28 protein-coding genes are annotated in these 22,154 nt (G+C 42.6%); 8 read left to right on the top strand and 20 right to left on the bottom strand.

What is annotated here, in order from left to right; translation table 11 throughout:
* Positions 1–133: 133 nt before the first annotated feature.
* From L975_RS02615 to L975_RS02600, 4 genes are all read left to right on the top strand, one after another.
* Positions 134–406 carry a hypothetical protein gene (locus L975_RS02615; RefSeq protein WP_047707042.1) on the top strand — a complete coding sequence of 91 codons (273 nt, stop codon included), beginning with the start codon at positions 134–136 and terminating at the stop codon, positions 404–406.
* Positions 407–436: 30 nt separating this feature from the next.
* Positions 437–1,138 (top strand): hypothetical protein, encoded by a 702-nt coding sequence (locus tag L975_RS02610; protein WP_047707040.1) that lies wholly within the window; start codon positions 437–439, stop codon positions 1,136–1,138.
* A gap of 386 nt (positions 1,139–1,524) precedes the next feature.
* On the top strand, positions 1,525–1,827 hold the full coding sequence (locus L975_RS02605) for a type II toxin-antitoxin system HigB family toxin (RefSeq protein ID WP_047707038.1): 303 nt from the start codon (positions 1,525–1,527) through the stop codon (positions 1,825–1,827).
* Between the two features lie 4 nt (positions 1,828–1,831).
* Positions 1,832–2,197, top strand: a complete 366-nt coding sequence (locus L975_RS02600) for a type II toxin-antitoxin system HigA family antitoxin (protein ID WP_047707037.1) — start codon at positions 1,832–1,834, stop codon at positions 2,195–2,197.
* A 186-nt stretch (positions 2,198–2,383) separates the two neighbouring features.
* On the opposite strand, the gene L975_RS18035 is transcribed toward L975_RS02600, so the two are convergent.
* Both L975_RS18035 and L975_RS02595 read right to left on the bottom strand, forming a co-directional pair.
* On the bottom strand, positions 2,384–2,587 hold the full coding sequence (locus tag L975_RS18035) for a hypothetical protein (RefSeq protein ID WP_156121076.1): 204 nt from the start codon (positions 2,585–2,587) through the stop codon (positions 2,384–2,386).
* A gap of 177 nt (positions 2,588–2,764) precedes the next feature.
* Positions 2,765–3,211 (bottom strand): mobilome CxxCx(11)CxxC protein, encoded by a 447-nt coding sequence (locus tag L975_RS02595; RefSeq protein WP_047707035.1) that lies wholly within the window; start codon positions 3,209–3,211, stop codon positions 2,765–2,767.
* Between the two features lie 1,012 nt (positions 3,212–4,223).
* Between L975_RS02595 and L975_RS18630 the strand changes: the two genes are divergently transcribed.
* From L975_RS18630 to L975_RS02585, 3 genes are all read left to right on the top strand, one after another.
* The gene (locus tag L975_RS18630) at positions 4,224–4,349 is read left to right on the top strand and encodes a hypothetical protein (protein WP_255359243.1); all 126 of its coding nucleotides are present in this window, start codon (positions 4,224–4,226) and stop codon (positions 4,347–4,349) included.
* A gap of 61 nt (positions 4,350–4,410) precedes the next feature.
* Complete coding sequence (locus L975_RS02590) at positions 4,411–4,932, top strand: DnaJ domain-containing protein (RefSeq protein WP_047707033.1); 522 nt, start codon at positions 4,411–4,413, stop codon at positions 4,930–4,932.
* 69 nt (positions 4,933–5,001) lie between these two features.
* A complete protein-coding gene (locus L975_RS02585; protein WP_047707031.1) occupies positions 5,002–5,550 on the top strand; it encodes a hypothetical protein in 549 nt (182 codons plus the stop codon).
* A 260-nt stretch (positions 5,551–5,810) separates the two neighbouring features.
* Here the strand turns inward: L975_RS02585 and L975_RS02580 are convergent, their stop codons facing one another.
* A complete protein-coding gene (locus L975_RS02580) occupies positions 5,811–6,185 on the bottom strand; it encodes a membrane protein (protein ID WP_047707028.1) in 375 nt (124 codons plus the stop codon).
* Between the two features lie 145 nt (positions 6,186–6,330).
* On the opposite strand from L975_RS02580, the gene L975_RS02575 reads away from it, so the two are divergent.
* The gene (locus L975_RS02575) at positions 6,331–6,681 is read left to right on the top strand and encodes a hypothetical protein (protein WP_156121074.1); all 351 of its coding nucleotides are present in this window, start codon (positions 6,331–6,333) and stop codon (positions 6,679–6,681) included.
* A gap of 45 nt (positions 6,682–6,726) precedes the next feature.
* Here the strand turns inward: L975_RS02575 and L975_RS02570 are convergent, their stop codons facing one another.
* From L975_RS02570 to L975_RS02500, 17 genes are all read right to left on the bottom strand, one after another.
* The gene (locus L975_RS02570; protein ID WP_052181226.1) at positions 6,727–7,827 is read right to left on the bottom strand and encodes a type IV secretion system protein; all 1,101 of its coding nucleotides are present in this window, start codon (positions 7,825–7,827) and stop codon (positions 6,727–6,729) included.
* Between the two features lie 11 nt (positions 7,828–7,838).
* Positions 7,839–8,579: a P-type DNA transfer protein VirB5 gene (virB5, locus tag L975_RS02565; RefSeq protein WP_047707025.1), complete on the bottom strand. Its 741-nt coding sequence runs from the start codon at positions 8,577–8,579 to the stop codon at positions 7,839–7,841.
* A gap of 71 nt (positions 8,580–8,650) precedes the next feature.
* Positions 8,651–9,202 (bottom strand): hypothetical protein, encoded by a 552-nt coding sequence (locus L975_RS02560; RefSeq protein ID WP_052181225.1) that lies wholly within the window; start codon positions 9,200–9,202, stop codon positions 8,651–8,653.
* Positions 9,199–9,897: a StbB family protein gene (stbB, locus tag L975_RS02555; protein ID WP_047707024.1), complete on the bottom strand. Its 699-nt coding sequence runs from the start codon at positions 9,895–9,897 to the stop codon at positions 9,199–9,201. Before stbB ends, L975_RS02560 begins: the two co-directional genes overlap by 4 nt.
* A 15-nt stretch (positions 9,898–9,912) precedes the next feature.
* Positions 9,913–10,422: a hypothetical protein gene (locus tag L975_RS02550; protein ID WP_047707022.1), complete on the bottom strand. Its 510-nt coding sequence runs from the start codon at positions 10,420–10,422 to the stop codon at positions 9,913–9,915.
* A 317-nt stretch (positions 10,423–10,739) separates the two neighbouring features.
* Positions 10,740–13,736, bottom strand: a complete 2,997-nt coding sequence (locus L975_RS02545) for an LPD7 domain-containing protein (protein WP_047707020.1) — start codon at positions 13,734–13,736, stop codon at positions 10,740–10,742.
* The gene (locus L975_RS02540; protein ID WP_218185543.1) at positions 13,726–14,067 is read right to left on the bottom strand and encodes a hypothetical protein; all 342 of its coding nucleotides are present in this window, start codon (positions 14,065–14,067) and stop codon (positions 13,726–13,728) included. The genes L975_RS02545 and L975_RS02540 overlap by 11 nt, the downstream gene beginning before the upstream one ends.
* Positions 14,068–14,112: 45 nt before the next feature.
* Complete coding sequence (locus tag L975_RS17490) at positions 14,113–14,613, bottom strand: hypothetical protein (RefSeq protein WP_072033006.1); 501 nt, start codon at positions 14,611–14,613, stop codon at positions 14,113–14,115.
* Positions 14,614–14,615: 2 nt separating this feature from the next.
* A complete protein-coding gene (locus tag L975_RS17890; RefSeq protein ID WP_081995579.1) occupies positions 14,616–15,122 on the bottom strand; it encodes an OmpA family protein in 507 nt (168 codons plus the stop codon).
* Between the two features lie 98 nt (positions 15,123–15,220).
* Complete coding sequence (locus tag L975_RS02525) at positions 15,221–15,586, bottom strand: ProQ/FINO family protein (RefSeq protein WP_052181223.1); 366 nt, start codon at positions 15,584–15,586, stop codon at positions 15,221–15,223.
* A gap of 139 nt (positions 15,587–15,725) precedes the next feature.
* Positions 15,726–16,595: a hypothetical protein gene (locus L975_RS02520; RefSeq protein ID WP_047707016.1), complete on the bottom strand. Its 870-nt coding sequence runs from the start codon at positions 16,593–16,595 to the stop codon at positions 15,726–15,728.
* 249 nt (positions 16,596–16,844) lie between these two features.
* Positions 16,845–18,854 carry a DNA topoisomerase III gene (locus L975_RS02515; protein WP_047707015.1) on the bottom strand — a complete coding sequence of 670 codons (2,010 nt, stop codon included), beginning with the start codon at positions 18,852–18,854 and terminating at the stop codon, positions 16,845–16,847.
* Between the two features lie 45 nt (positions 18,855–18,899).
* Positions 18,900–19,247 (bottom strand): single-stranded DNA-binding protein, encoded by a 348-nt coding sequence (locus L975_RS02510; protein WP_052181222.1) that lies wholly within the window; start codon positions 19,245–19,247, stop codon positions 18,900–18,902.
* A 2-nt stretch (positions 19,248–19,249) separates the two neighbouring features.
* Positions 19,250–19,699: a lytic transglycosylase domain-containing protein gene (locus L975_RS02505; protein ID WP_052181221.1), complete on the bottom strand. Its 450-nt coding sequence runs from the start codon at positions 19,697–19,699 to the stop codon at positions 19,250–19,252.
* A 12-nt stretch (positions 19,700–19,711) separates the two neighbouring features.
* Positions 19,712–20,080, bottom strand: a complete 369-nt coding sequence (pilM, locus tag L975_RS17485) for a type IV pilus biogenesis protein PilM (RefSeq protein WP_255359244.1) — start codon at positions 20,078–20,080, stop codon at positions 19,712–19,714.
* 38 nt (positions 20,081–20,118) lie between these two features.
* Positions 20,119–20,361, bottom strand: a complete 243-nt coding sequence (locus tag L975_RS18030; protein ID WP_156121072.1) for a hypothetical protein — start codon at positions 20,359–20,361, stop codon at positions 20,119–20,121.
* 12 nt (positions 20,362–20,373) lie between these two features.
* Positions 20,374–21,528, bottom strand: a complete 1,155-nt coding sequence (locus L975_RS02500; protein ID WP_052181220.1) for a site-specific integrase — start codon at positions 21,526–21,528, stop codon at positions 20,374–20,376.
* Between the last annotated feature and the right edge of the window lie 626 nt (positions 21,529–22,154).

The following is a 22,154-nucleotide window of genomic DNA, read 5'->3' as shown; positions in this document are numbered from 1 at the left end:
AGTGGAATATGCACGACAAGCAGCGTAGGTTGAAGAATCTCATCATAAAATTGGTATTAATCTAGGGGAAAGGTCAAAGCCCCTGAATTTGATTGCAGGGGCTTTTGTTTACCAATCGCAAGAGGAAATAGTTTTGAAAAAGGAAGTGGAAAGTTTTGAGTTTGTGCTGAAACACGAACTTGATGTTATTTCTTGGAATGTGTCTGAAAGTCAACTTATTAATATAGCAAAAGATATTGCTAATTTTGATGGTGAGCTAGAGAAAAACAACGTAAGAGATATTTTAATTTCCAATGGGGTTTTAAAGTATTTCGCGCGTGGATTTGAGGGGCTTAGCTTTAGTCGTATGCAGGCCCTATTAAAAGCAGCGAAAGATGTTGCGAATAACAACAAGAGTGAGGAATAGTGGATAGGCTTACGGTGGAAGCGGTAAATAATGAGTGGTGATCCTGTAAAAACGCAGCAAAATGATTTGAAAAGAGAATACGACTCTTGTTGCGACACTTTAGAATGTTTTAGTAAAGATATAAAAAATATCACTCTAGCTGAAGAGCTTGGAAAAAAGATGGAGCAGTTATTTTTCAAGTTAGAGTGTTCTGCTGCGGATAGCCACTCGCTATATGATACAGATGCTCATGATGTTGGTAAATGGTTTGCAGATACCTGTTATGACTCTATGATCACCCTTGTTTCATATGTGGAGTTAATGAAATTAATTGAATTTGATCGTTATTTCATTCCGTCACAAAAATCTTTGGCAAGTATGCAATCACTTGTTAGGCTGTTTTTGGAAAGGAAGCAGGTGATTGAGTTAAGGAAATTGCTTTCAGATAATTCAATTACAACTATTGGCCTTGATGAAAAAAGAATATTCAGAATGACAAAATCAGTAGAGAGAGGGTTAGTCTACCTATTTGGTGTGGTTTTTCTTAGCGTCATTGTTATCTCAGCGTTCTTTATACCCTATCCGTCAGACTACCAGTATGAGGTCTTTCGTATTACTTTAGCTTTATCAGGTGCTGGGCTTGCAACATTTTTTTCGGGGTTTCTAACTGTTGAGTTGCCCGGAAAGATTAAAGCAGGTAGTGGATTTGCAGTGTTTATAATAATCTATTATTTTGCGCCTGTGGCTTTGTGATTATCAGCTTATACATTATGAGGCTGCGGTGAGATGTGATTTCACCGCAGCCTCTTCGTTTATGCTGTATGGAGTAAATTTAACCCAAAACACCTTCATTTAACATAATGACTCTTTTGTGATCTGACTCGTCCTGTTACACGTAAAAATCGCCCCAAACCATTCAAAAGATCAGCTTTTCTATCACCCGATCATCACTTTTTTCTGTTGCTAAATTGTTACCGTTGGCGCAAAGGCTATTTGACAGCAAAAATGCAGCCAAATCGTTATTTTGGATGTTTTACTCTGTTTATGCGAATAGTGACAGTGTAACTCTATTTGCAGGTTTAGTCCCATATTGGGATAAATTACTTGCATAAGTCCCGCGATGGGACTATTATAAACACATGAAGATAATTGCTATCAAAACACTAAGGGATTTCTGGACGGCGAATCCCGATGCAGAGCAGCCGCTAAAAGCTTGGGTTGATGAAGCGAGTAAAGCTGAATGGAAAAGCCCAGCAGAAATTAAAGAGCAATACCGCAGCGCCAGCATTCTTAAAAATAGGCGAGTGGTGTTCAATATAAAGGGGAATAATTATCGATTAATTGTTGCAATTGCATATCAACGTGGATGGGTGTTTATTAAATTCATCGGTACTCATAAAGAGTATGACAAAATTGATGCTGAAACAGTTAGTCTGGAGTAAAAATATGCAGATTAAACCAATCAAAACAGAGCAGGATTATGAAGCGGCACTCCGTGCCGTAGAACCTATGTTTGATAATGAACCTTCACTTGATTCCCCGGAAGGGGATTTTTTTGAAGTCATGTGTATACTGATTAGTGAGTACGAAAGAAAGCACTATCCAGTTGAAGCGCCTGATCCCGTTGAGGCCATTAAGTTCAGAATGGAACAGCAAGGTTTAACGGTAAAAGATCTTGAGCCAGCAATTGGTAAATCTAATCGTGTCTATGAAGTGCTTAATCGCAAAAGAAATCTGACTCTTCCTATGATTAGGAAATTACATTCTATGTTTGGTATTCCATTAAATAGCCTTGTTGGTGAGGCCATTTGATTTTCATGTTGATTACTTTTTCGTTGTCCATCAAATCCACATGAAGCATAGCCAGCGAAATTGATCACAGCTTTTCTATATTGCTGAATTTTCGCCTATGGCTCGAAAATAATTTGGCCGTAAAAATACGGCCAAAAAGAGGGGGCTCTATTTATGTGTAGAGTGACAACGTTACAAGTAAACAGGTTACTTGCCGCACGCTGGGCATTTTCCGCCAGTTCTTGGCGCAAAGTTAATTGTGTTGGCTCCCTGATGCCTGTTTCCATAATTTTCGCCCATAGGACGTGGTCGTCCTGAGTTACTTTCGCTTACTCGATGAAAAAGCTCTAGTTTTTCGTCCATGCTAAGTTTTGAAATAGCGTTTAAGATATTATCTACATTCTGGCTCATTATTATTCTCCGTTGAGTTGTTTTGAGTTGATGACACCGGTGTTTGCCCACAACTTGAGCATTTTGTTTTTCTGCTGTTGCTATTAGGATTTTGATTACATGCGTGACATTCACGGTTGTAATAACTGAGGGATGAAATATAAGCGTACTGTCGTTCTTTGATAGAAATATGTTGTGTCAAATCAATAAGCTCTTGCGTTTCATTTTCTTTTGAAAGTTCTTGATATGCATTAAAGAAATCACTGTTCTTATTAGGTGGCAGCTAATAAAGCGTTTGCATTTATTATATATGGCCGTATTTCCTTGAACAGATTTGATCGCTGATTCATAGCTTGAGTCCCAGCCAGCAACAAGAGCCCAAGTAGATAGGATTAGTTGGAGAATGCCAATTACACTTGCGACTAAGACGATGACTTTCATTAAGTCTTGACTTTGACCGAATGAAATGAATACACCACCTACTGTCACTGGTAACACAATACCTAAAAAAGTTAACCATGATCTTAATGTTCGAAGTGTATTAGCGCGCTTTTCGAATATTTGAATTGTTCCGTAAGAAAGGAATTGTATATGAGCAATCTCTCTAGTTATTTCTTTTCGATCAATGTTATTTTCTTCATTCATGATTATTTTATAGTGCCTGCTAATACATTTGTTGTTTAATTTTAGATGTGTGGCATTCTAAAAAACGTTCCTATAATACAGTTATAGGAATCTTCCGTCACTCATTTACAGTAATGTTTGTCTTCCAAGTTGATGATTGAGTTATCTCCTATCCCGTTGTCCATCAAATCCACATGAAGCGTAGCCAGCGATAAAATACCCCAGCAAAGGGTATTTTGAGCGGGAGCGCCCAACCGCCGAGACAAGGCGGGTGGGGCTGATTGTGGAGTTGTGCGGCAACGTTTTGACCCTTTAGTATTTCCGTGTTTTCTTTTTCTTCTTGCAAGGCTTTACGCCTGCGTATCCTAAACTTTCAACCTATCCCAAAGAGCTCTCAAAGTTAAAGCAGGGGGGCACACTTCGGCTCCCCCGCTTGCGGGGTCGTCTCCTGGCATTTTACTAACCTGCTGATGTCTCACCCGCCAAGTAAAACAGAGTCTCTGTCTCTGGCTGCCGCTGCCAAGAGATGCCTAAACAGACAAGAGCAGGGCTTGCAGCAATCACTCTGATTGCGCCGCCCAGAACCGGCAACCTTCGGTTGCCTTTGTTGGGCGTGTGCTTCCTCCGATTCTCTCCGCAAGCCCACGCGGTTGCCCCAGATTCAGCGGCTCGTTGGTCAGCGTCATGCCCCCCTAAGCCCCTTCACCGCGAGCCACCTTAACCCCGCTTGTCCAAAAAACCAGTGTACGCAAGCCGCGCCAAGGCGCGCACTGGTTTTGTGGCCTGCACGGGGTTCTTGTGTCTATTTCGCGGCGAGGAACTCAGGAGAGCATGGTTTAAGACCAAGCGACCTACAGAAAAATCCGTGGCAACAACAAAAGAGCTTGCGGCTCAGAATCTAGGAAAGCATGGGTTTTAAGAGCAAAGAGAAAAAAGGAGGTGAAAAAAGATATTGGCGAAAGCCAGAAATAAAAAAAGGACTGCGACAACAGTCCTTTCCAATTAACAATTCCGACATAAAGGATCTAGCTAAATGTCTAAAGAAATTATAGAGACAGCGAAGAAAATTGCAAGCGGTAATTCTGCCACTATTCCGGCAATGAAGTTTTACGAGTGGGGCGAGTTTATCCGCCTGATTCGCCACTATCAGGCGGCGTAAATCAACCATAGCGCCCGCAAGGGCGCTATTTAACCCGACTTAACATTGCAAGGATTTACAAATGAATATTCAAGAAGCATTAAATGTTTTTGGCCTGAATGGTGATGATTTAACCGAGAAGCACATTAAAGCGACTTATAAAAAGTTAGCGCTGAAATATCACCCCGATCGTAACCCATTAGGCGCGGAGCTGATGAAGGCCATTAATGCCGCGTTTGAGATGCTGATCAACAACATCGACAATCTGAGCAAATACCAAGCCAGCGAAGCGGAAGCCCGCTACAACTACGGGGAAGAGCTGGAAGCGGTGTTAAATACACTCAATCAGTTAAGCGGCATTATTTTTGAGGTGATCGGTAATTGGGTATGGATCTCAGGCGAGACCAAAACACACAAAGAGGCGTTGAAAGAATTACGCTGCAAATGGGCTTCAAAGAAAAAGCAGTGGTATTTCCGCCCAGAGGAGCACAGAAGCCGCCGAAACAGTAAAGAGCATTCGATTGATGAAATCCGTGCTAAATACGGTTCAGATGGTCAGCGTAAAGCATGGGGACGCTATGCGGTAGAAGCTCGCGCAGCCTAAATAATAAAAAAATGGGCGGATATATTTTCCGCCCTAAGTACTAGAGTCTTTCAAATTTTGGATCTCACAATGAATGCTAAATCATTTTATGATCGTTATGTTTCGCTATTTGTGCGGGTATGTGCTGTTTTTGGCGAAGGCTGGCGAGTTGATACGCGTGTAAATGAATATTTCATTCACCTAATAAACCCGAATTTCCGTAACTACTACATATTTATCCGCGAGGATAAAGGGCGGTTAATTATTCGCGGAGGGGTAAAAAATGCTTATGGCAGTTTTGGTTTTAAAAATTCATGTAGTGTATCACCTACACGTCGGCCAGAAGGAATCGCGGGAGATATTAAACGCAAAGTGTTATGCGATGCGGCGGAGATTGTGAAAGAGGCGCAAGCGTACCAAGCACAGAAAGAGGCAAAGAAGTACACTGCGGAGATTGTGCGGGATGCGTTGGGGCGTCTGGTTCGCGTATCAAACGGTTATCAGTCAGGTTGGCGGATAGAGACAGAGAAGCAGATTAGCGGGAAGGTGCACGAAAGGTATCGCGGCTATGATCTGGAATTGTCAGGATTGACGGCTGATGATCTGATAAAGATCGCGGGATGTTTGTCGCAGTTGTAGGGGCGCGGAAATCCCAGAATGCGGGGATTGACCCCGCGTTCTGGGATGCAAGGTGCACACAACTCCACAATCAGCCCTGTCCGCCTTGTCCCGGCGGTCAGGCGCTCCCGCTCAAAATACCCTTTTGTTGGGTATTTATCGCTGGCTACGCTTCATGTGGATTTGTGCACACCTTGGCAACATCAAGAGCAGGCTTGCAGCAATCAATCTGATTGCGCCGCCTAATTAACCGCTCGCTCGAAAGCGAGCTTTAAGGCTGATTATTGGCTAAAATTTTCGGCTTGTTTTTTGCTATTGATATAATACAAATAAATTAATCCTATCGGTGCAACAAAAATCGCGAGTCCCCAGCAAAAAATCATAGTCATTGTTTTTGTAAAAAGCATGAGCATAGGATTTACAAAAAACACATTGTTACCGATGATGAACCCTATCACGCTTTCATAAACAAACCGTGAGTATGGATAAAGAAGCGTATTAATAGTGAGTACCGGCAATGCTTGGTAGTTAAATGGGTTATTCCCAAGATACATAGTTAATATCAGCGCTGCAGGGAATAGCGAACCAAAAAACAGGTGTCGCATATAATACTGAGTTGTTAATCCACCAAATGTTTTTCGTATAATGTTTTTCATTTTCTGTCCTTGAGGTTAAAATCAGGCGCTCATTATACAGATGCAACATTAAAATGTAATTATTTTTATATATTGGTTCTGTTTCACACATATTGAATGTGATGTTTGATATAATCGTGGTAATTAGATTAAGGGGTGCGTGATTATGAAAAAGGCTTTATTGGTTGTTCTTGCTCTGTTTTCTGTGAATGTTTTTGCTGCAGATAAACCCATTGTTGATGTAAGTGACATGGGGGTTGCAGAGATAAATGAAGTAGTAAAGAAAATGGATAGTGCAGATTTTATGAAGCTCTATCGTTACTATAACCAAGCGGTGCTGGATGATTGGGATAATGGTGCTAAAGGTGAGGATAAAGTTTCTCCAGTGGCATGTAAAATCCAGCTTGATCTTAGCATGGCTGGTAAGCGTTATGATAAAGTTAGTCAATCAGAAATAAAAAAAATTGACCGTGAAAACAAAAAATCAGTCATGAAATTGTGTATGAAAAATTTTTGAAATCTGGATATTTAAGCCGGGAGTTAACCCGGCTTTTTATTTACATTATTTGGCAGAGTTCTGTCTTGTGCGTTCTGCAATCATGTCTTTTACGATTTGCTGTTTTTTCGCTTCATCTGAGTTGCGATATGACTCTCCGGAGCTAGAGCCTCGACTGATCTGATTTCCTTGCTGTTGATCCCAAGTTTGACGATTACCGACATCAGCAGCATCGGAAGGGGCTTTATTGCGACCGGCTAGAAAGCCTGCTGCCGCACCGGCAACTGTGGCTACAGGGGCCATGACATCACGTAACGTCATTGCACCTGAGGCAAAACCGCCGGCAAGCGAGCCAGCAAGATTTGGGATTTGACGGATAATGAAGGTCATGATCCCTGCAACTATCACTATCTGTGCAGCAATAGCTAAGGGATTTGCCTCGCCTTCTAAGCTATTGTAGTTAATGAATTTACTTATAATTGTTGTCGCTAGTGTAATGATCGCGACACCAAAGACTTGGACTAGACAGTTCTCCATTAGCTTACTAAACCAACTCTCAGCGAATCGCCGAGTTGCAGGAAAGCAGGCTAGACTCAGAAATAGCGGCCCTAAAAGAAAGAGCAATGTCAGCAAGAATTTAGAGCCAATAATGATAATTCCTGCAGTTAATGTGACCGCGCCCAGCGTACCTAATACAGCTATTGCAGCAACGATCCAATCCCAGCTTTCAGAATCCCAAAGTGACATTTTAGCAAAGCAGTAACTAGCTTGCTTTACTGCTTCGGTTAATAAGCCATCCAGTGTTTCAAATACATTTAGCTCACTACCTCCGCCACCAACTCCGGCAGCTTTACTGATGCCTTGAGCCAATCCACCTGCCCACGCATCGATGCCACCAATTATGTATGTGGTGTAATTGGCGGCATTCAGTGATAATCCGGTGATGCAAACAACAACCACGCAGTGAATTACGACATCTTTTAATACATCATCTGACTTACCAGTGATGGAAGCATATCCCTTTAATGATATATAGACAGCCACACACAGCATAATAAAGATTTTTATAGTATCGATAAGCCCTTGAATACCATCAGTAATGTATGTTTTTGTGGCTTCATTGATACTTTCGCCAATATAGGAAAATACCGCAATATCCATGTCCATTATGACATTCCTTATTGATTAAATTTCAGTGGTGGTACTTTTTGACCGTAATTGGTTGAATTTCGGTATTTTGCGATAGATTCACGCGCCTGTTGCCTTAACATGGCTTGCTCTGCATCCGATGACGCGAGATACATATCGAGCTTTGTTTGCTCATTTTGGAGCATGGCTTGCTCTGCTTGTATACGCGCATTTAGCTCTGCAATGGATTTAGGATCTGATGTGGTATTAATGCGTTGCATTAACCCTTCAATTTGACCTGTGCGTTCAGATGATTTTTTAAATGTATCAAGCGCGAAAGCCTGATCTTGTGCTGGTTTTACGGATGAAGCTTCACAGATTTGTTTTTCAATACGATCTTGGACGTTAGAGCAAGCATCAAAAACCTTACTCGCATCGCGTAAGGCTTTAGCCGTTCCGGTTAGTCCTTTGTAGCCGTTAGTGCGAATACTGCTGTAAACATCTTGCCAGTTGTTAGGAAGATATTCCTTAAACTCTGGGTTATTCAATATCTGCCCTAGATTTCGAGTGCCGGTGATAGATTGATAATCTTTTTCCATCTGCTCAAACTGGCGTCGCATTTGCTCTAATTGATCAACGAGTGTCGCGTACTCCTTGAGCATTTGAGCATAATTTTGGAGTTGGGCCTGTTGTCCCGGAACATCTGCAACGATAGTGACAGGAATACCGGCCTGAGCTGTGGGTATAAGTAAGCTAGCGGCCAGAAGGCCGCTTAATACGTGTTTTTTCATGATTATTAACTCGTGGTTTATCTGTTGATAAAGCCACTTCCTTAAAAGTGGCTACCTTGAGCGATAGAAGATTATTTTTTAATGGCTGTGTTGATTTCTTTACGGGTTGATTCTGATAGCTGCGGCCAGACTTGTTCTAGTGTTCGGCCATTGTCGATAAGTTGTAACTCTTCTTGAGTTAATCTATGTTTACCACTTAATTGAAATGTCAGTAACCCAGATCCGACACCGACAACGCCGGCAAAAACACCTGCAATAATTATGGTGGATAACATATTGCGTAGGCTCATGCGCGGCGGGTTTGCTAGTAATAGCTGTTTGTGCGCATCAACGAGTGAACGAGTTACGCTTTCGCGTAACTCGTTTGCTGCAATTTCTTTTAAATCACTCCGTGTTTTTGAAAAGTGTGCATTGGCAGCAAGGACATATTTATCCACTGCTTCTTTAGCAGCATTAAGATGATTCTCAATGATGTCTTGCGTCATACCAATGCGGCAAGATGACTCTTCAAGAATATGATTTAACTGCTTGCGCAAATAAACCACTTCACCGAGCATGGCGGTTAAATAGGCTTCTTTAAGATCTTTAGATTCACGTTCCGTGATTGGCGGTAGTTCACTCATACACGAAATAGCTCTTGGTAAGTGTTATCTAACATACGTTTCACCCCGATAGCTAATCGGCGCAATCCTAACGCGCGGGAGTATTTGCGGCGTGTTGCAGAGTCGCTTTCTTCGGTTTGAGAAATTAACTGTTTATAGTCAGTATCATCAGCAACAATATCGGCGATGGTTTTAAAGTCGGTTTCATTCAGTCGGTTGAATAGTTCATTTTCGAAAATAACGGCGGAGGTGTTAATCACGGCCTTATCTTTGCGACCCATGATAGTATCAAAGGCCTTGGCAATATTAATATCGTCATCCAGCATATTGAACACGACGCGAATACGGTCTTGTTCAATACCTAAATCAGCAAGTGCCAAGAGCGTGCTGTCCGTATCTTCAATTTGCTTGTGCCGGTTAATCGTTGGTACCACGAAGTAATCAAAGTCCTCATGACTACCGATGGATTTTTTCATCTGGTTTAAGAACTCTTCGACGTTAGAGGCCCCAACGTCAATAATCACATTTTCCTGCTCCATTGCTTTATCCATAATGTCCGTAAAGGCTTTGCCCCTCATCTTTTCATCTTGGGTACCGTCAGAGTTAATGGATTCAACCGCAATAATGGCGCTGTTTTTGATTCGTGGTTTTAAGAGATGCTGGGCTACGATAGACTTGCCCACATTACCAGAAAAGTTAATAACGATGATTTTCATTGATTCTAATACCTTTTATTGGTGGTCGCGTAGTTCACGCTCAATTGTTGATTTTAAATGCATTGCCATATGGCGCTGCTCAGATGCAGGCTTTCCTCTGATGTCTTCAATGCTGCCACCTAATGCAACAAATCGATCTTGCCATCCAACAGCTTTATTGAAGGCATCCATTTTCTTTGTGAGTTCGGCAAGGGTAGCGGCGTTTTTATTTACGGTAGAGGATGATGCTAATATTGGAGTAGTGATATTTTGTGGGTTTGATTGTCTGCTGATTTCAACCTTTTCTGATTCTGGCTTTCGCTCCTTTCTTATTCTGTACAACATATTTTTTAGGTACTTTTTAGTTACCTTAATTCCTTTTTTATTTACAAATTCTGTTGTCAGCTCAATTGACACACCAGACTCTAGCAAATGATCAATGATAGGCATCATTTCTCGGATTTTTCTTATTTTTGATGGTGTGGCATTTTCAACGATCAGCACATCAGCTTGTTGTTTAAGTTCCTCTATGTCATCCGAATACATTACTTGCTTCCTTTGTGGTTTCTTTGTGCTTCTTTTGTGCTTCCTTTATGGTTTCTGATGCTTCCTCGTGGTTTCTTCGTGCTTTCCTATGCTTCTTTTGTGCTTCCTTTATGGTTTCCGATGCTTTCCGCAAGGTTTCCTCATGCTTCCAGATTTAAGAGACAGGCACGATGGGGACGTATGACAAAACACTAACGTGTTTGTCTACATCCCATGTGCCAAAGGGGAAACCCCTTTGAAACCCGCCATGCCCTCCGCAGAACTTGCCCGCACTGTTGTGCGCCCCGCCCGTTGGGTTTGCTGTGCAAATTCTTTGGTTAACGGCTCCATGTTGTTCCCGATTTTTGCGTTTGCTGTGCAGGCTGTTGCTGCTCACGCTCGGATTGTGATTGTTTATTTTCATGTTGAGCTTGCGCCTGCTTGATAATATTCATTCCCTTATTATGCTGAGCTTGTTTTTGCAGCATCATTTCGTTCATTACAGGGTCAGTAAATTCAACCTTGAGATTGTTTTTTACTGCAATCTCCGTGATTTGCTCTTTATATTCAGGTGTGCCTTGCACATCCAACGTCTTGCCAAACTTTTCGATTGATAGACGTAACCCAATTTCAACAGCTTTATTTTCTTCACTTCGGGTGTAAACGTGATCCCCTCGATCAACCACAATTTCCTTACCACCGTGGAAATAGCTAACATTACCATTCTTGTCTGTTTTATGTGTGATGTCGTCAAAATCACGCGGTGGTAGTGGTGTGTATGTTTTTGTTTTGTCTTTTGGTGTAATTGTTGAGTCCGGTTTTTCTTGTGTATTTGTTTGTGGTTTATTCTCTCGCGGTAATGGCTCTCGTACCTGAGTCATGAATGCTTCTTTATATACCCGCATTCTTTCTTGGTCGCGTTCCTGAGCAGCATAGAGAGGTTTTAGCTCGTCATTGACTTGTTTAGGTGAAATTGAGTGTGTCTCACGAATTAATTGAGTGACGGAGTAATCTTTATCATTATATTGTATTTTGTCGCCCTTGTCTGTTTTTTGAATATGTTCTGGGCCAATGCCTAATTCTTTTAGTTTTGGGAAGTGAATAAGAATTCGTGTCGCTTGTAATTTTTCATCCAAAAATTTATTGGTAATCTCAGTCGGTGAGGTTGGTGTGTGCTCATGTTTTTTCTCGTTGTTTTTCTCTTTTTCGATCTTGTTTATTTCCCAATCGACAAATGTTTGTTTTTTCTGGTTGTTGCTATCATTACGTGTCATTGAAATTTCATCGCCACGTTCCACTGAGCTTTTTGTGATAGCGGTTTGCAACCCTGCGCCCCACACCGTTTTTTCTTTACCGTTTGATTGTTGAATCGTAATGAAATAACTGTCCTTATTCTCTTTATTGAAATCATATGGAGCGGCACCGTGGTCTAATAACTTACCATTAACTTTAGATTCCATGATGTATCCTTCAGTTCGTTGATGTCGAGATTCAAATTGTTGATATTGTTCTTGCGGTTTAGATGGGTATTCGGCTTTTAGTCGCTGCCTTTCTAATTTACGGTTAGCCTGATATTCCATGTCAGCCAATACTTTATTCATTCTTGCAACTGATAATGCTGCCTTTCGTTCCACTCGCGATAAGCTGTTATCGCCATAGATTGCATTTTTCTCCATCCGGTATTCTTGGAATCGAGCGTTACGTTGATTCTTCTCTTGGCTAATTTGTATCTGCCATGCTTTTTTACGGAGTTGAGAAAACTCAGGTTGCCATTGCTTAGTAAATTGCTTGCGATCATTTGGACGCGCCGTTTCATGTCGAGCTAGTAACGTTTGTGCTTCTTTCCACGAAAATGACATTTCCTTGGTTAAGAAGTCGCTGACATTTAACTTTCTATTTCCACAAATAATCCTATCTCGACCGTCCTTACCCGTTGTTATCGGGTACTTATTGGGTTGTACTCCATGAGATTGAGCGAGGTATTGCAATAATGGGGCTGCCCGAACTTGGTTAGTGTTAGTGTGCGCAGCTACGTTAGCTTGTTTGGATTGTTCGCGTTGTTGCTGATACTGGTTTACTGGGTTTGTACTTCGCTGTCGCTCTGGGAATTGAGGCCAAGATGACTTTTGATTGCGTTCACATCGTTGAAGAGCGGTGCAAACAGTTCTGACAGCTCGTCGATCAACGAACCTTCTGATTCCTGATTTAATACCGTGACAATTTCGTTGAGCATTAGACAAATACTCTCCTGCTGTGTTGAGAGCTTGCTCAGAATCGCGGAGAGAGATTCGATATTCATTTGTTGTAGGGCTTGATCTGACACGGGATGCCTCCTGTTTTTGGGTGAGAAATGCGCGCTGTTCTTTTTGCGGCAACGCTTGGTAAGTGTGCCGATTACGACGAGTAATAAAGCGAACTTCTGCAGCACGTTGTGTATACCACCGCTCAAGCATTTGGTGTGCTGTTTTAGATGCTTTATAGGTTTGATCTGGACTTTGATAATGCCCTTGCGACTTCTCTTGAAGCTGGCTCTGCTTCTCTTGAGTAGATAAAGCTAAAAACATCGGTTGAAAGACATTATCTTTCAGGTTTACCCCTCTAGGGCTGCTTGCAGACTTGATATTTAGGTAACTGTCAGGCTTACCGGGATTACGCTCTTTGACTTTGAAACCTTGAGCAACCAGATGGTCTTTCAGTGCTTGAGTGGTGCGAATATCATTTTCTATGATTTGCGAGAGTACGGTTTGTTTAGTGGTTTTATTTGCTCCAGCAAACACCTCTCCATGACTAAGTGTACTTTCGTCGGTAAACTTTCCTCGGACATGGACTTTTGGGCTGGCAAGTCCATATTTCTCGTTTAATACCTCTTGGAAAGAATCTAAATATATTTTGTTATGATCAACTTTACCCAGTGGCTCTAAACGTTGGTTGGTACGCAGATTTGTTTCTGGGATAACCACATGAATATGAGGTTTTCTCTCAACTAACTCACCACTTTTACTGTCTGTGAGTGTTTTTATTTTTGGTAAATGTGCTTCGGCATAAAAGCAGTATTCATCCTCTTCATAAGCGTGCATAACAAACTCTCGAAACTCGTCGGTAATGCTTTGCATTTGATCATGAGGAATGAAGTCTTCTTTGAATGAGAGGGTTATATGTAAGTAGCGTTGTCCTTCGGTTTCTATTTGCTGAATAACATCATTAGTAATCTCTAAATCACCTGCTAAGATTACTCGTTGATCTAGTTCATCTCGCGTATAGTCACGACCGTTTTTAACCCCTTCTTCCAGATATTCTTTGATGCCGTCGTGTCCACCACTTGGCCTAATCAACACGCGCTATACCACCTTTAAGTTGGTCACGAATTACAATAAGCGCGGCTAATATGCGTTCAAAGGTTTTATCATTTAACACGCCGCCTTTGTTCTTACTGTTTGCCATGTGGGCAAGTTGATTCATGTTGTTTGACGTTTTATTGAAGAGGTGCAATAACGCGCGTTTATCTACACTGGCCTTGGGCTGTTTAGCAACAACTATCAGCTGTTCATCCAAAATTCGTGCTCGTAGCAACTCTGATGCACTCATGTTTGATGCGGCAACTTTCTTTAAAAAAGCCTCATGTTCAGCTTCTGTTACTCGAAAAATAATGCGTTTGTTCTTGCTCATATTCATGCCCCTAAAAGCGGCAGGCATATAGAGCCTGCCTATGATTCAGTAATAAAAAGTATCTCCGTACTTTTGACCGTCCATGTAAGTTTCAACCCAATCTGTTGTCCCTAAACATCCCTCCGGGCGGCGGTACTTGTGATCTTTGTTGCCATAAACTCGGCAGCTTGTCCCTCGGATTACTTTGTCCGGTTTCATTTCCCATTTACCACAAATTGGCTGCGCTGCAGTGTCTACACCCCACTGTGTACATTGCCGTGAGTAACTCATAACTGCAGCAATGCCGTGCTGGGATGTCATATTGCTAACAGGGGTTCCCGGCGGTAATGATGATGCCGGTGCTGAGCATGACGAAAATGAAGGTAATGGTGATTTACGGTTTTTGATGCGCTTTAAAAATGCAGATTTTGCTTCACCGCACCCGCTAGGAAAGCCGGTCGGCAAGCAAAGCCAGATACTACACTCGGCATCACTTGCGGCGTAAGCCGGTAGTGTTAGCGGTGCGCAAAGCGCACCAAGTAAGAGCCATCGTCCGTGTTTGCTCATGGTTATGGTTGCTCCTGAATAATTTCAATATCAACTCGGCGATTGTTTTCACGTCCAGTCAATGTGGTGTTATCCGCGATGTAGTCCGTTGCCGCTGCATAGTTCACATCAATACGTTCAGCAGGAACGCCACGGGCAACCAGATAGTTTCGGATATTGATTGCTCTGCGCTCTGCTATCCATTGGTCTTGCTTGGATGGATAGCGCCCATCAGTTCGGCCCAAAATCCGAACTCGATGCGCAGTTTTTGCCGCAGGCAAAATGGTGTTATGCAGCACAGGATCACGCGAGGTTGTCGCAATGTTGTAGGGGTAGTACAGCCGATAATAGAGTGATACAGGTTTTGGTGGTGTTACGACGATGATTATTGGCTCTGGTGGTGTTATTGGTGGTGTTCCGGGGGCGTTTATCAGTTCTGGTTTGCCACTGATAGATGGCGGTACAGGGGCAGAGCATGCCGTCAATAAGGCAGCCGATAGCCCCACAATACAGAGGTGGTTAATTTTCACGGGATAGTCTCGGAGGTTATGCGTTTAAGGGGATGACAAAAAGGGCCCCATTGGGGCCAAGTAGTACGTGTGGCAAGGGAGAGTTAATACTGTTGTGGCTACGCTTGTTCGGTTTTGACGTGTTGCTTGTTTTTCACTTTTTTATGCATGTTACTCAGCGTCTTTTTTGCCATTTCTTGCTGCTCAGGCGTGACAATACCGCAAGGCTCACCGTTGAGGTCGAAACGCTCGCCACCATTAATCAGGCTCTTTTGGTATCGTGTTCTCAGCGTATAAGTTCGCAAGCATAAGCGAATATCCGCAAGTTGTAGCGGGATGCTCTGAGCTTTAGCTGAAACCAGCATATCGTCCATGATGCCGATTTTGAGTGGCCGAGGAGCGTTAAAATCGAAAAGTACAGGCCATAGCGTTGTCAGTAATTGCCTCGCTTGTTGACGCTTCTCAGCGTTCTTTTTGATACTCATATCAAACTGTCCTTACTGGTTGAACTCCCTCGATAATACTGTATTTCACACAGGGTTATCCCCGTGTTTTGTGGATAAGTTGGTGCGTTTGAGTGATAAGAATGAAATGTCCTCAATTGAGGACGTTTCACCTCAGTAATCAACAGGGTACTTGCGCAAAAGCCTCTTTCGCGAGCTCGACCCACTTCCAATTACGGTACCCTCTATCATCGGGCATTGCGGCCAAATTGGAGAAATAGCTCCCGTCAACGGGGAGTACTTGCTCAAAAATGATGTTCTGCTGATCATCACTGACCGAGAACGTAATGCTTTCTTCTAGATGATGATCAACAACGCGCCGTTGATGATGTAAAAAGCAAAAACGGGGAGATAAATATCCCTTATTACTTTTTAGGTAGTTGCTATCCCAAACAGCATGAGAGTAATGCTGGCTGATCGCATCTTGAAGTGCTTTAGAGGCGGAATAGCGGCCAAACAACGATTGGCTACAACTGAAATAAGCAAAAATCCACGGGATATTTTGCGGTGTTGCACCGCTGTATTGCCAACCACGGGCGGCGATAAAATCACTGAGCATGTCCCGCACGAGCTTTTGCGAAAAGCGCATATTGAGTTGTTTTTCCAGCAAATAAATCACGCGATCAAACTGCTCAATTAACAGAGTCCTTATTTTCAGTGTCAGTTCACTTTCTTGTCTCCTGTTTGCTTTATCTGGTCGTTGGACTCTATTTTTTGCAGCGTACGGACAGAGCTCATAATGCTCCACACTGTAAATGCCTAAGCCTTCACGTTTACGGCTCATATAGTGTTTGCCGTAAGGTTTGTGCTCATTGTCATAGAGCCGAATGATTTGAATGGTGTTGTCACATGAAGGGCAAACAGCAAATTGACGCTGTTCGCCTTCTTCTATGACAAACCACGGCATTTTTCGCTGTGTGTAGCTCTCTATATTGCTGCGGGTTAATGGTATGTCACCTATATCAGCGTGGCGAAGTTTGAATACATCCATGCGGTTGCTCTTCTATCGGTATTGAGTCTAATGCGGGTAGCGCCAAGCGCAGATGCCCTTTTGTCTCCGTCCACCACGTAACCGGTAATGGCGGGATATGCCCCGCCTGTTCAGCCAGTGATAAACAAACAAGCACTGTCGATAAATCAACGGATACCCCTTTAGGAAGGGTATCCCCAAATAACTCAAAACGTACCGGTGTTTCACATTCTGGGCAATCAGGCTGTGTTGTGCGTGTGATGTCCATCGTTACACCTCCAGCTTGGCAATTTTCTTGATTTCAGCACCCGGCTTGCCTTTATCATCTTTAAAGCGTGTTTCACATACGCTGCAACGGTGCGCTGTACCCTTTTTACCCTGATACGGCAGCAAGAATCCCTTGCAAGGCGATTTAGGACAGGTTGGATACGTTGATTTAGGTAAACTGAATTTTGTTTTACCTGTTTTCAGGTCGTTGATATGACCCGCAATGGTTTTTTCCATTACAGCCATAAACTTTTCAACGCTGTATTCGCCAGATTCGACGACATCTAACTGCTGTTCCCAGATTGCAGTAATCGCGGGATCACGAATGACAGCAGGAAGCCCCATAATCAACATACGGCCACTATCGGTACTCACTAACGTTTTGCCTTTTGTTGTTAGGTATCCACGCTCTTTGAGGATTTCGATAATCCCCGCACGAGTTGCTTCTGTACCGAGTCCGGCAGTTTCTTTCAACTTGGCTTTCATCGCGGGATCTTCAACATCTTTAGCGATGTTACACATCCCCGTCAGCAGCGTACCTTCTGTATAAGGTTTAGGCGGAGTGGTTTTCTTTTCTTGCAGCTTGGCTGCATCACACGTAATGCTCACACCTTCGCCTAGCACTGGCAGGGATTGGCTTTCAGTATCGCTGTCTTTTTCTTTTCCTAATACCACGCGCCAGCCGGGTTTAATTTCTACCTTGCCGCTGGTTTTGAACTGATGATCACCGCTTTGGATTTCGATAACCGTGTTGTCATCTTCTGCAGGCGCATAGAACTGTGCGAGATAGCGTAGCGCGATAGCCTCATAGACGCGCAATTCATCTTGCGTCAGCTTGCTTAAGTCCGGCGCGCGCGTTGTTGGAATAATCGCAGTATGCGCGGCCCCTTCTAGCTTTTTGTCGTTCCATGCTGGGCTAGTGAGAGATGTATCTGCATTCGCTGCGTAATCAGCTAATGGTGTATCTTTTAAGCCTTCAAGATTGCCCAGGATAAGGTCGATTTCATCGCGTTTGTTAGTGGACAGGTACGGTTGGTCTGTACGTGGATATGAAACGATCTTGTGTGTTTCGTAAAGAGACTGCACAAGATCTAGCGTTTGCTTGGCTCCAAAACCAAATGAGCGCGACATATCCTCTTGCAACGAGCGTAGTGAGTACGTCAGCGGCGGTTGAGATACCGCGCGTTTCGTCTCACAACGGGTAACTGTTGCCGATTGATTGGTAACAGCTGCTATAACAGCGTCCGCAATTGTTTTATCCGTACAACGCTTTTCATCGCTTACAGATTCAGGTACTTGCCATTTAGCCTTAAATTCAGCGCCGTCTTCACTGAATACAGCCTCGACATCAAAGAATGGTACTGGCTTGAAATTTGCGATCTCTGCATCGCGTTTAACAACTAACTGCAGTGTTGGTGTTTGTACTCGTCCAACACTGAAAATCCCCGGATGCCCTTGTTGCTTTGCTAGTACAGTACAGGCTCGGCTCATATTCATGCCTAACAACCAATCGGCGCGAGAGCGGCACGAGGCGGCATCAGATGCCGCTTGATGCTTGCTGTTCAGCTCCATTGTTGCTAGCGCCTGTTCAATAGCCTTTGGGTTTAGGTCATTGATTAATACTCGCAACGCCTTATCGCGTTTTGCTTGATCAACACCGGCATACTCAATGACTTCATTAACCAGATAAACGCCCTCGCGATCTGGGTCGCCTGCATTCACCAGAATGTCGGCTTGCTTAATTAATTTGACCACAGTACTTAATTGGTCTTTAGTTTCTTCTTTCGGTATGGCTACCCATTCTTTAGGAATGATTGGCAGCGTATCGAGTGACCAGTTTTTGTATTCATCACCGTAGTGCTCCGGCTCAGCTTGTTCTAATAAGTGACCGATACACCATGTGACAACATCACCATTTTGACACTCAAGATAACCATTTTGCTTTTTTGTTACGCCTAACACTTCGGCTATGGCTCGCCCAAGAGACGGCTTTTCAGCGATAAATAAACGCATGATGAAAACCTATTAAGTTGAAAGATTGATTAAGTGGGTAACTAATTATTCTTGGGAGTGTGGAGGTTGAACTGGTTGAGCTGTTCGCGGTGGTAATTGAATATCATTGACTAGGATGCAAGGACGTGAATGTTTAGTTCCGTCAGTGCCATCCCATACGTCCATTGTAAACTCACCGGTCACAGTGATAAGGCTTCCCTTTTTAATGTATTGAGATAGTTTTTCAGCACGTTCGCCGATAATACGACATGTAACCCATGCGGTTTTCTTCTTCTCGCCATAGCCTGAATCCACAGGAATTTGAACATTACCGATACAAGTGCCATTTGGTGTATAGCGTAACTCCATATCCGCGCCAGCAAAGCCGGATGCAGTAAAAACATTGATAGCCATGTTTATTCCTTTATTAAAGTAAGACTGATTCGCTGTGAGTGTTTCTGTCTAATGCTTAGAAGATTGCGCCACACTTTATTGCGATATGTGACATTCAATTTAGGTGTTTTTGAATGGTAGTTTCCTACTCCTTGCCAATATTCGTATGCGTTGCTCGGAGTGCCGATACTTTTTGCTAAAAGCCATGTTCCCGCTGCAATGTTCACACATGCGTTGTGAATCAATTGCTTCTCGGTGATCCCATACTGCTGTAGTGATGGGAGATGGATAGTATTTATCTGCATTATGCCGAGATCATAAGAGCCGTTTTTGTTTTTTGATTTCGTACCAACCTTGCCACCTTCGGTACGAATTACGGCCTTAATTAAATCAGTGTGAACATTGAACCGGTTTGATGACGCAGCAATACATGCCTCGATAGACGGAGGCTGTGGCGGTAGAAAACCATCCATTTTTAAACCTTTTTAATTTATTAAAACTATCGCTCCCTCCTCTAATTTATGTGGGAATGGAAGCATGACTTTGTTATCTGACATGGCTTTTAATGAGCCAGATGAATACAAGGCTATATTTTCGCTATTAAACGATGAGTCTTTTATGTAAACGCTGATACCAGAACAACCATTACACACGGTAAAAACATTGCCTGACTCAACAAACCCCCGCAGCCGCCGATCTTTAGTGATGGGTATTGCTAGTTCTACGTCACTAACTTCGCGGTTTGTGCTTCTATTAACCTTAGATAGATAGCTGCGATACATGAGCATTTGTTCAGACAAAATCACGTCTTCACTTACGGTTGACGTTATGTTTTGCCGATAAATGAACTCCATGCCCGATGAAAATGAAACAAAGAAAAAGAGGAAGATAATTATTCTGACTGGCACATATCCCCCCGCCTTTCGTAATTTTCTCTTTTTAGATTTCCAGCGTTAGCAACGCTAATCAAAAAATCACGAATTTCAGATACAGAGACAGCCGCTAAACGACTATCTCCGCTAGCAGACGCATTGAGACGAGAGATCAACTCATTGCATTTATCTATCTGCCGAAATACCCCATTATCATAATATTTAAATCCATTTACTAACAGAATTGGTGTTTCATTCATCATATACGTCACCAACTATTTCATTCCATAAAACCCTGCTAGGGTTTCATCACTGCCCGGAGTGACCACAACGAAGCATTTCTCTGTGAGGTCAACGCTGCTAGGTTGGTTAAGAGCCAATCCCTTTATATGTCTTAGTGAGATGGCTAGCATCAAATGCTTTTCAGCCTCAGACATCCAATCATCACTGGCATTTAGCGTAACTTTAAAATCAAGATCAAAGAAATCTAGCGTAATTTGCTCGCTCTCATGAGTGAGCATCGCAGGATAACTAGGGAATAGCTGTTTTTTCACTCGCCTTGTCCTCCTATTAATTTTCTTGATTAATTGCTGTGTGTTTATGTGAGAATATCGTTTAAGCATAGACATTGATTTATGGCCTGATATAGCCGCCACTTCAATGAGATTGAGAGTCCCCAGCTCAACAAATCGGCTTATTGCCTCATGTCGTAAATCATGGAAATGTAAATCATCAATTTTAAGAGCGATTGTCGCTGTTCTCCACGCTGACTTTAACCCATTAGCTGTGTAATTAAAGACACGTTCAGATGACCAGCTTTGCTCTTTTACGGCTAAAAGAATTGATATGGCTTTATCTGATAATGGAACAGTTCTTGACTCTCCATTTTTTGTTTCGTGCAATGTGGCATATTTACTTGATAACGAGACGTTACTCCACTCTAATGCGAGTATTTCGCCTTGTCTCATTGCTGTTTCAATAGCAAAAAGAAATATGTAATACGCTTCAATGTTATCTTTTGATTTAAAATATCTCGATAATCTTATTTCCTCACTTTTTTTAAGTCTTCGAGTTCTTCCTCCTGCTGGCTTTGGTTTTCTCAAAACTGTGATTGGATTTTCGCGACAAGCGCCCCATTCATTTTTGGCTATGTTAAAAACACTGGATAACAGAGCCAATTCGAGCCTAACCGTATTTGGTGATATGTGCTTGTTTGTTCTTGGGTTAATAGATGACAGCCGTTCATCTCTATACTTTGCAACATCAACACTTGAGATGTCACTTAAATACATGTCAGATAGCCATGATTTTTTTAGCGTTGATATTCTATAGAACTCTTGTAGCGCACCCTTTTTAAATCTTGATACCGTCTCGTAATATCTATCTAAAGCACTCGCTAAGTGTATCTTCCTTAACCGATTTTTCGTCATTTTTATAATTCTGTGGAAAAACGGCTAAAACTACATGACCTGCAATCAACATGCAATTGTCAATCCGGTGCGTGGTCGAGCGTAGGGAAGTCACAGTCAGATGTGAAATTTCATACGTTGAGTGCAGGCTATGGTTCAACTAACACTCAACGGATTGAACGAGTTTCAACCCACCTATGCGCATTGTCTATTTCACAAAGTCGAAATGATAATCACGTAAATACACGTGTATATATTAACGGCGACTATTGGTATTTAAGTGTTTACGCTGTAGGTAATGCTGGCTATGTTGACGGCGGTGCGGTTTGCTGGTCTAAATGATTTATGCGCAATCTAGTTTGCAAAATCACGTTGTCAATCCGGTACGTGGCAATCCAGTTCTGGAATGCCGATAAAAATGTATCAATGTCCTCATGTCATATATACCCCAGCAGGCCAGTGGGCAACCTATGGTTGCCTTGGTCAAGTATCGACTATAGGGTTTTGTGAGAACCATTATTTTGTTAACTCGGTGCGCTCTGTTAGATACGACTGCACACCGATAAATTAATTGTCAATCCGGCGTGTGGCAATCCAGTGGAGGAAAAGGCACAAATACATCACTTTACCAATGTCCATACTCAATT

Origin of the sequence: Plesiomonas sp. ZOR0011 (assembly GCF_000800945.1) — a bacterium.
Lineage (GTDB): Bacteria > Pseudomonadota > Gammaproteobacteria > Enterobacterales > CAMTGL01 > Plesiomonas > Plesiomonas shigelloides.
The sequence above is the reverse complement of the archived record's forward strand: the minus strand, read 5'-3'. Positions and strand labels throughout refer to the sequence as shown.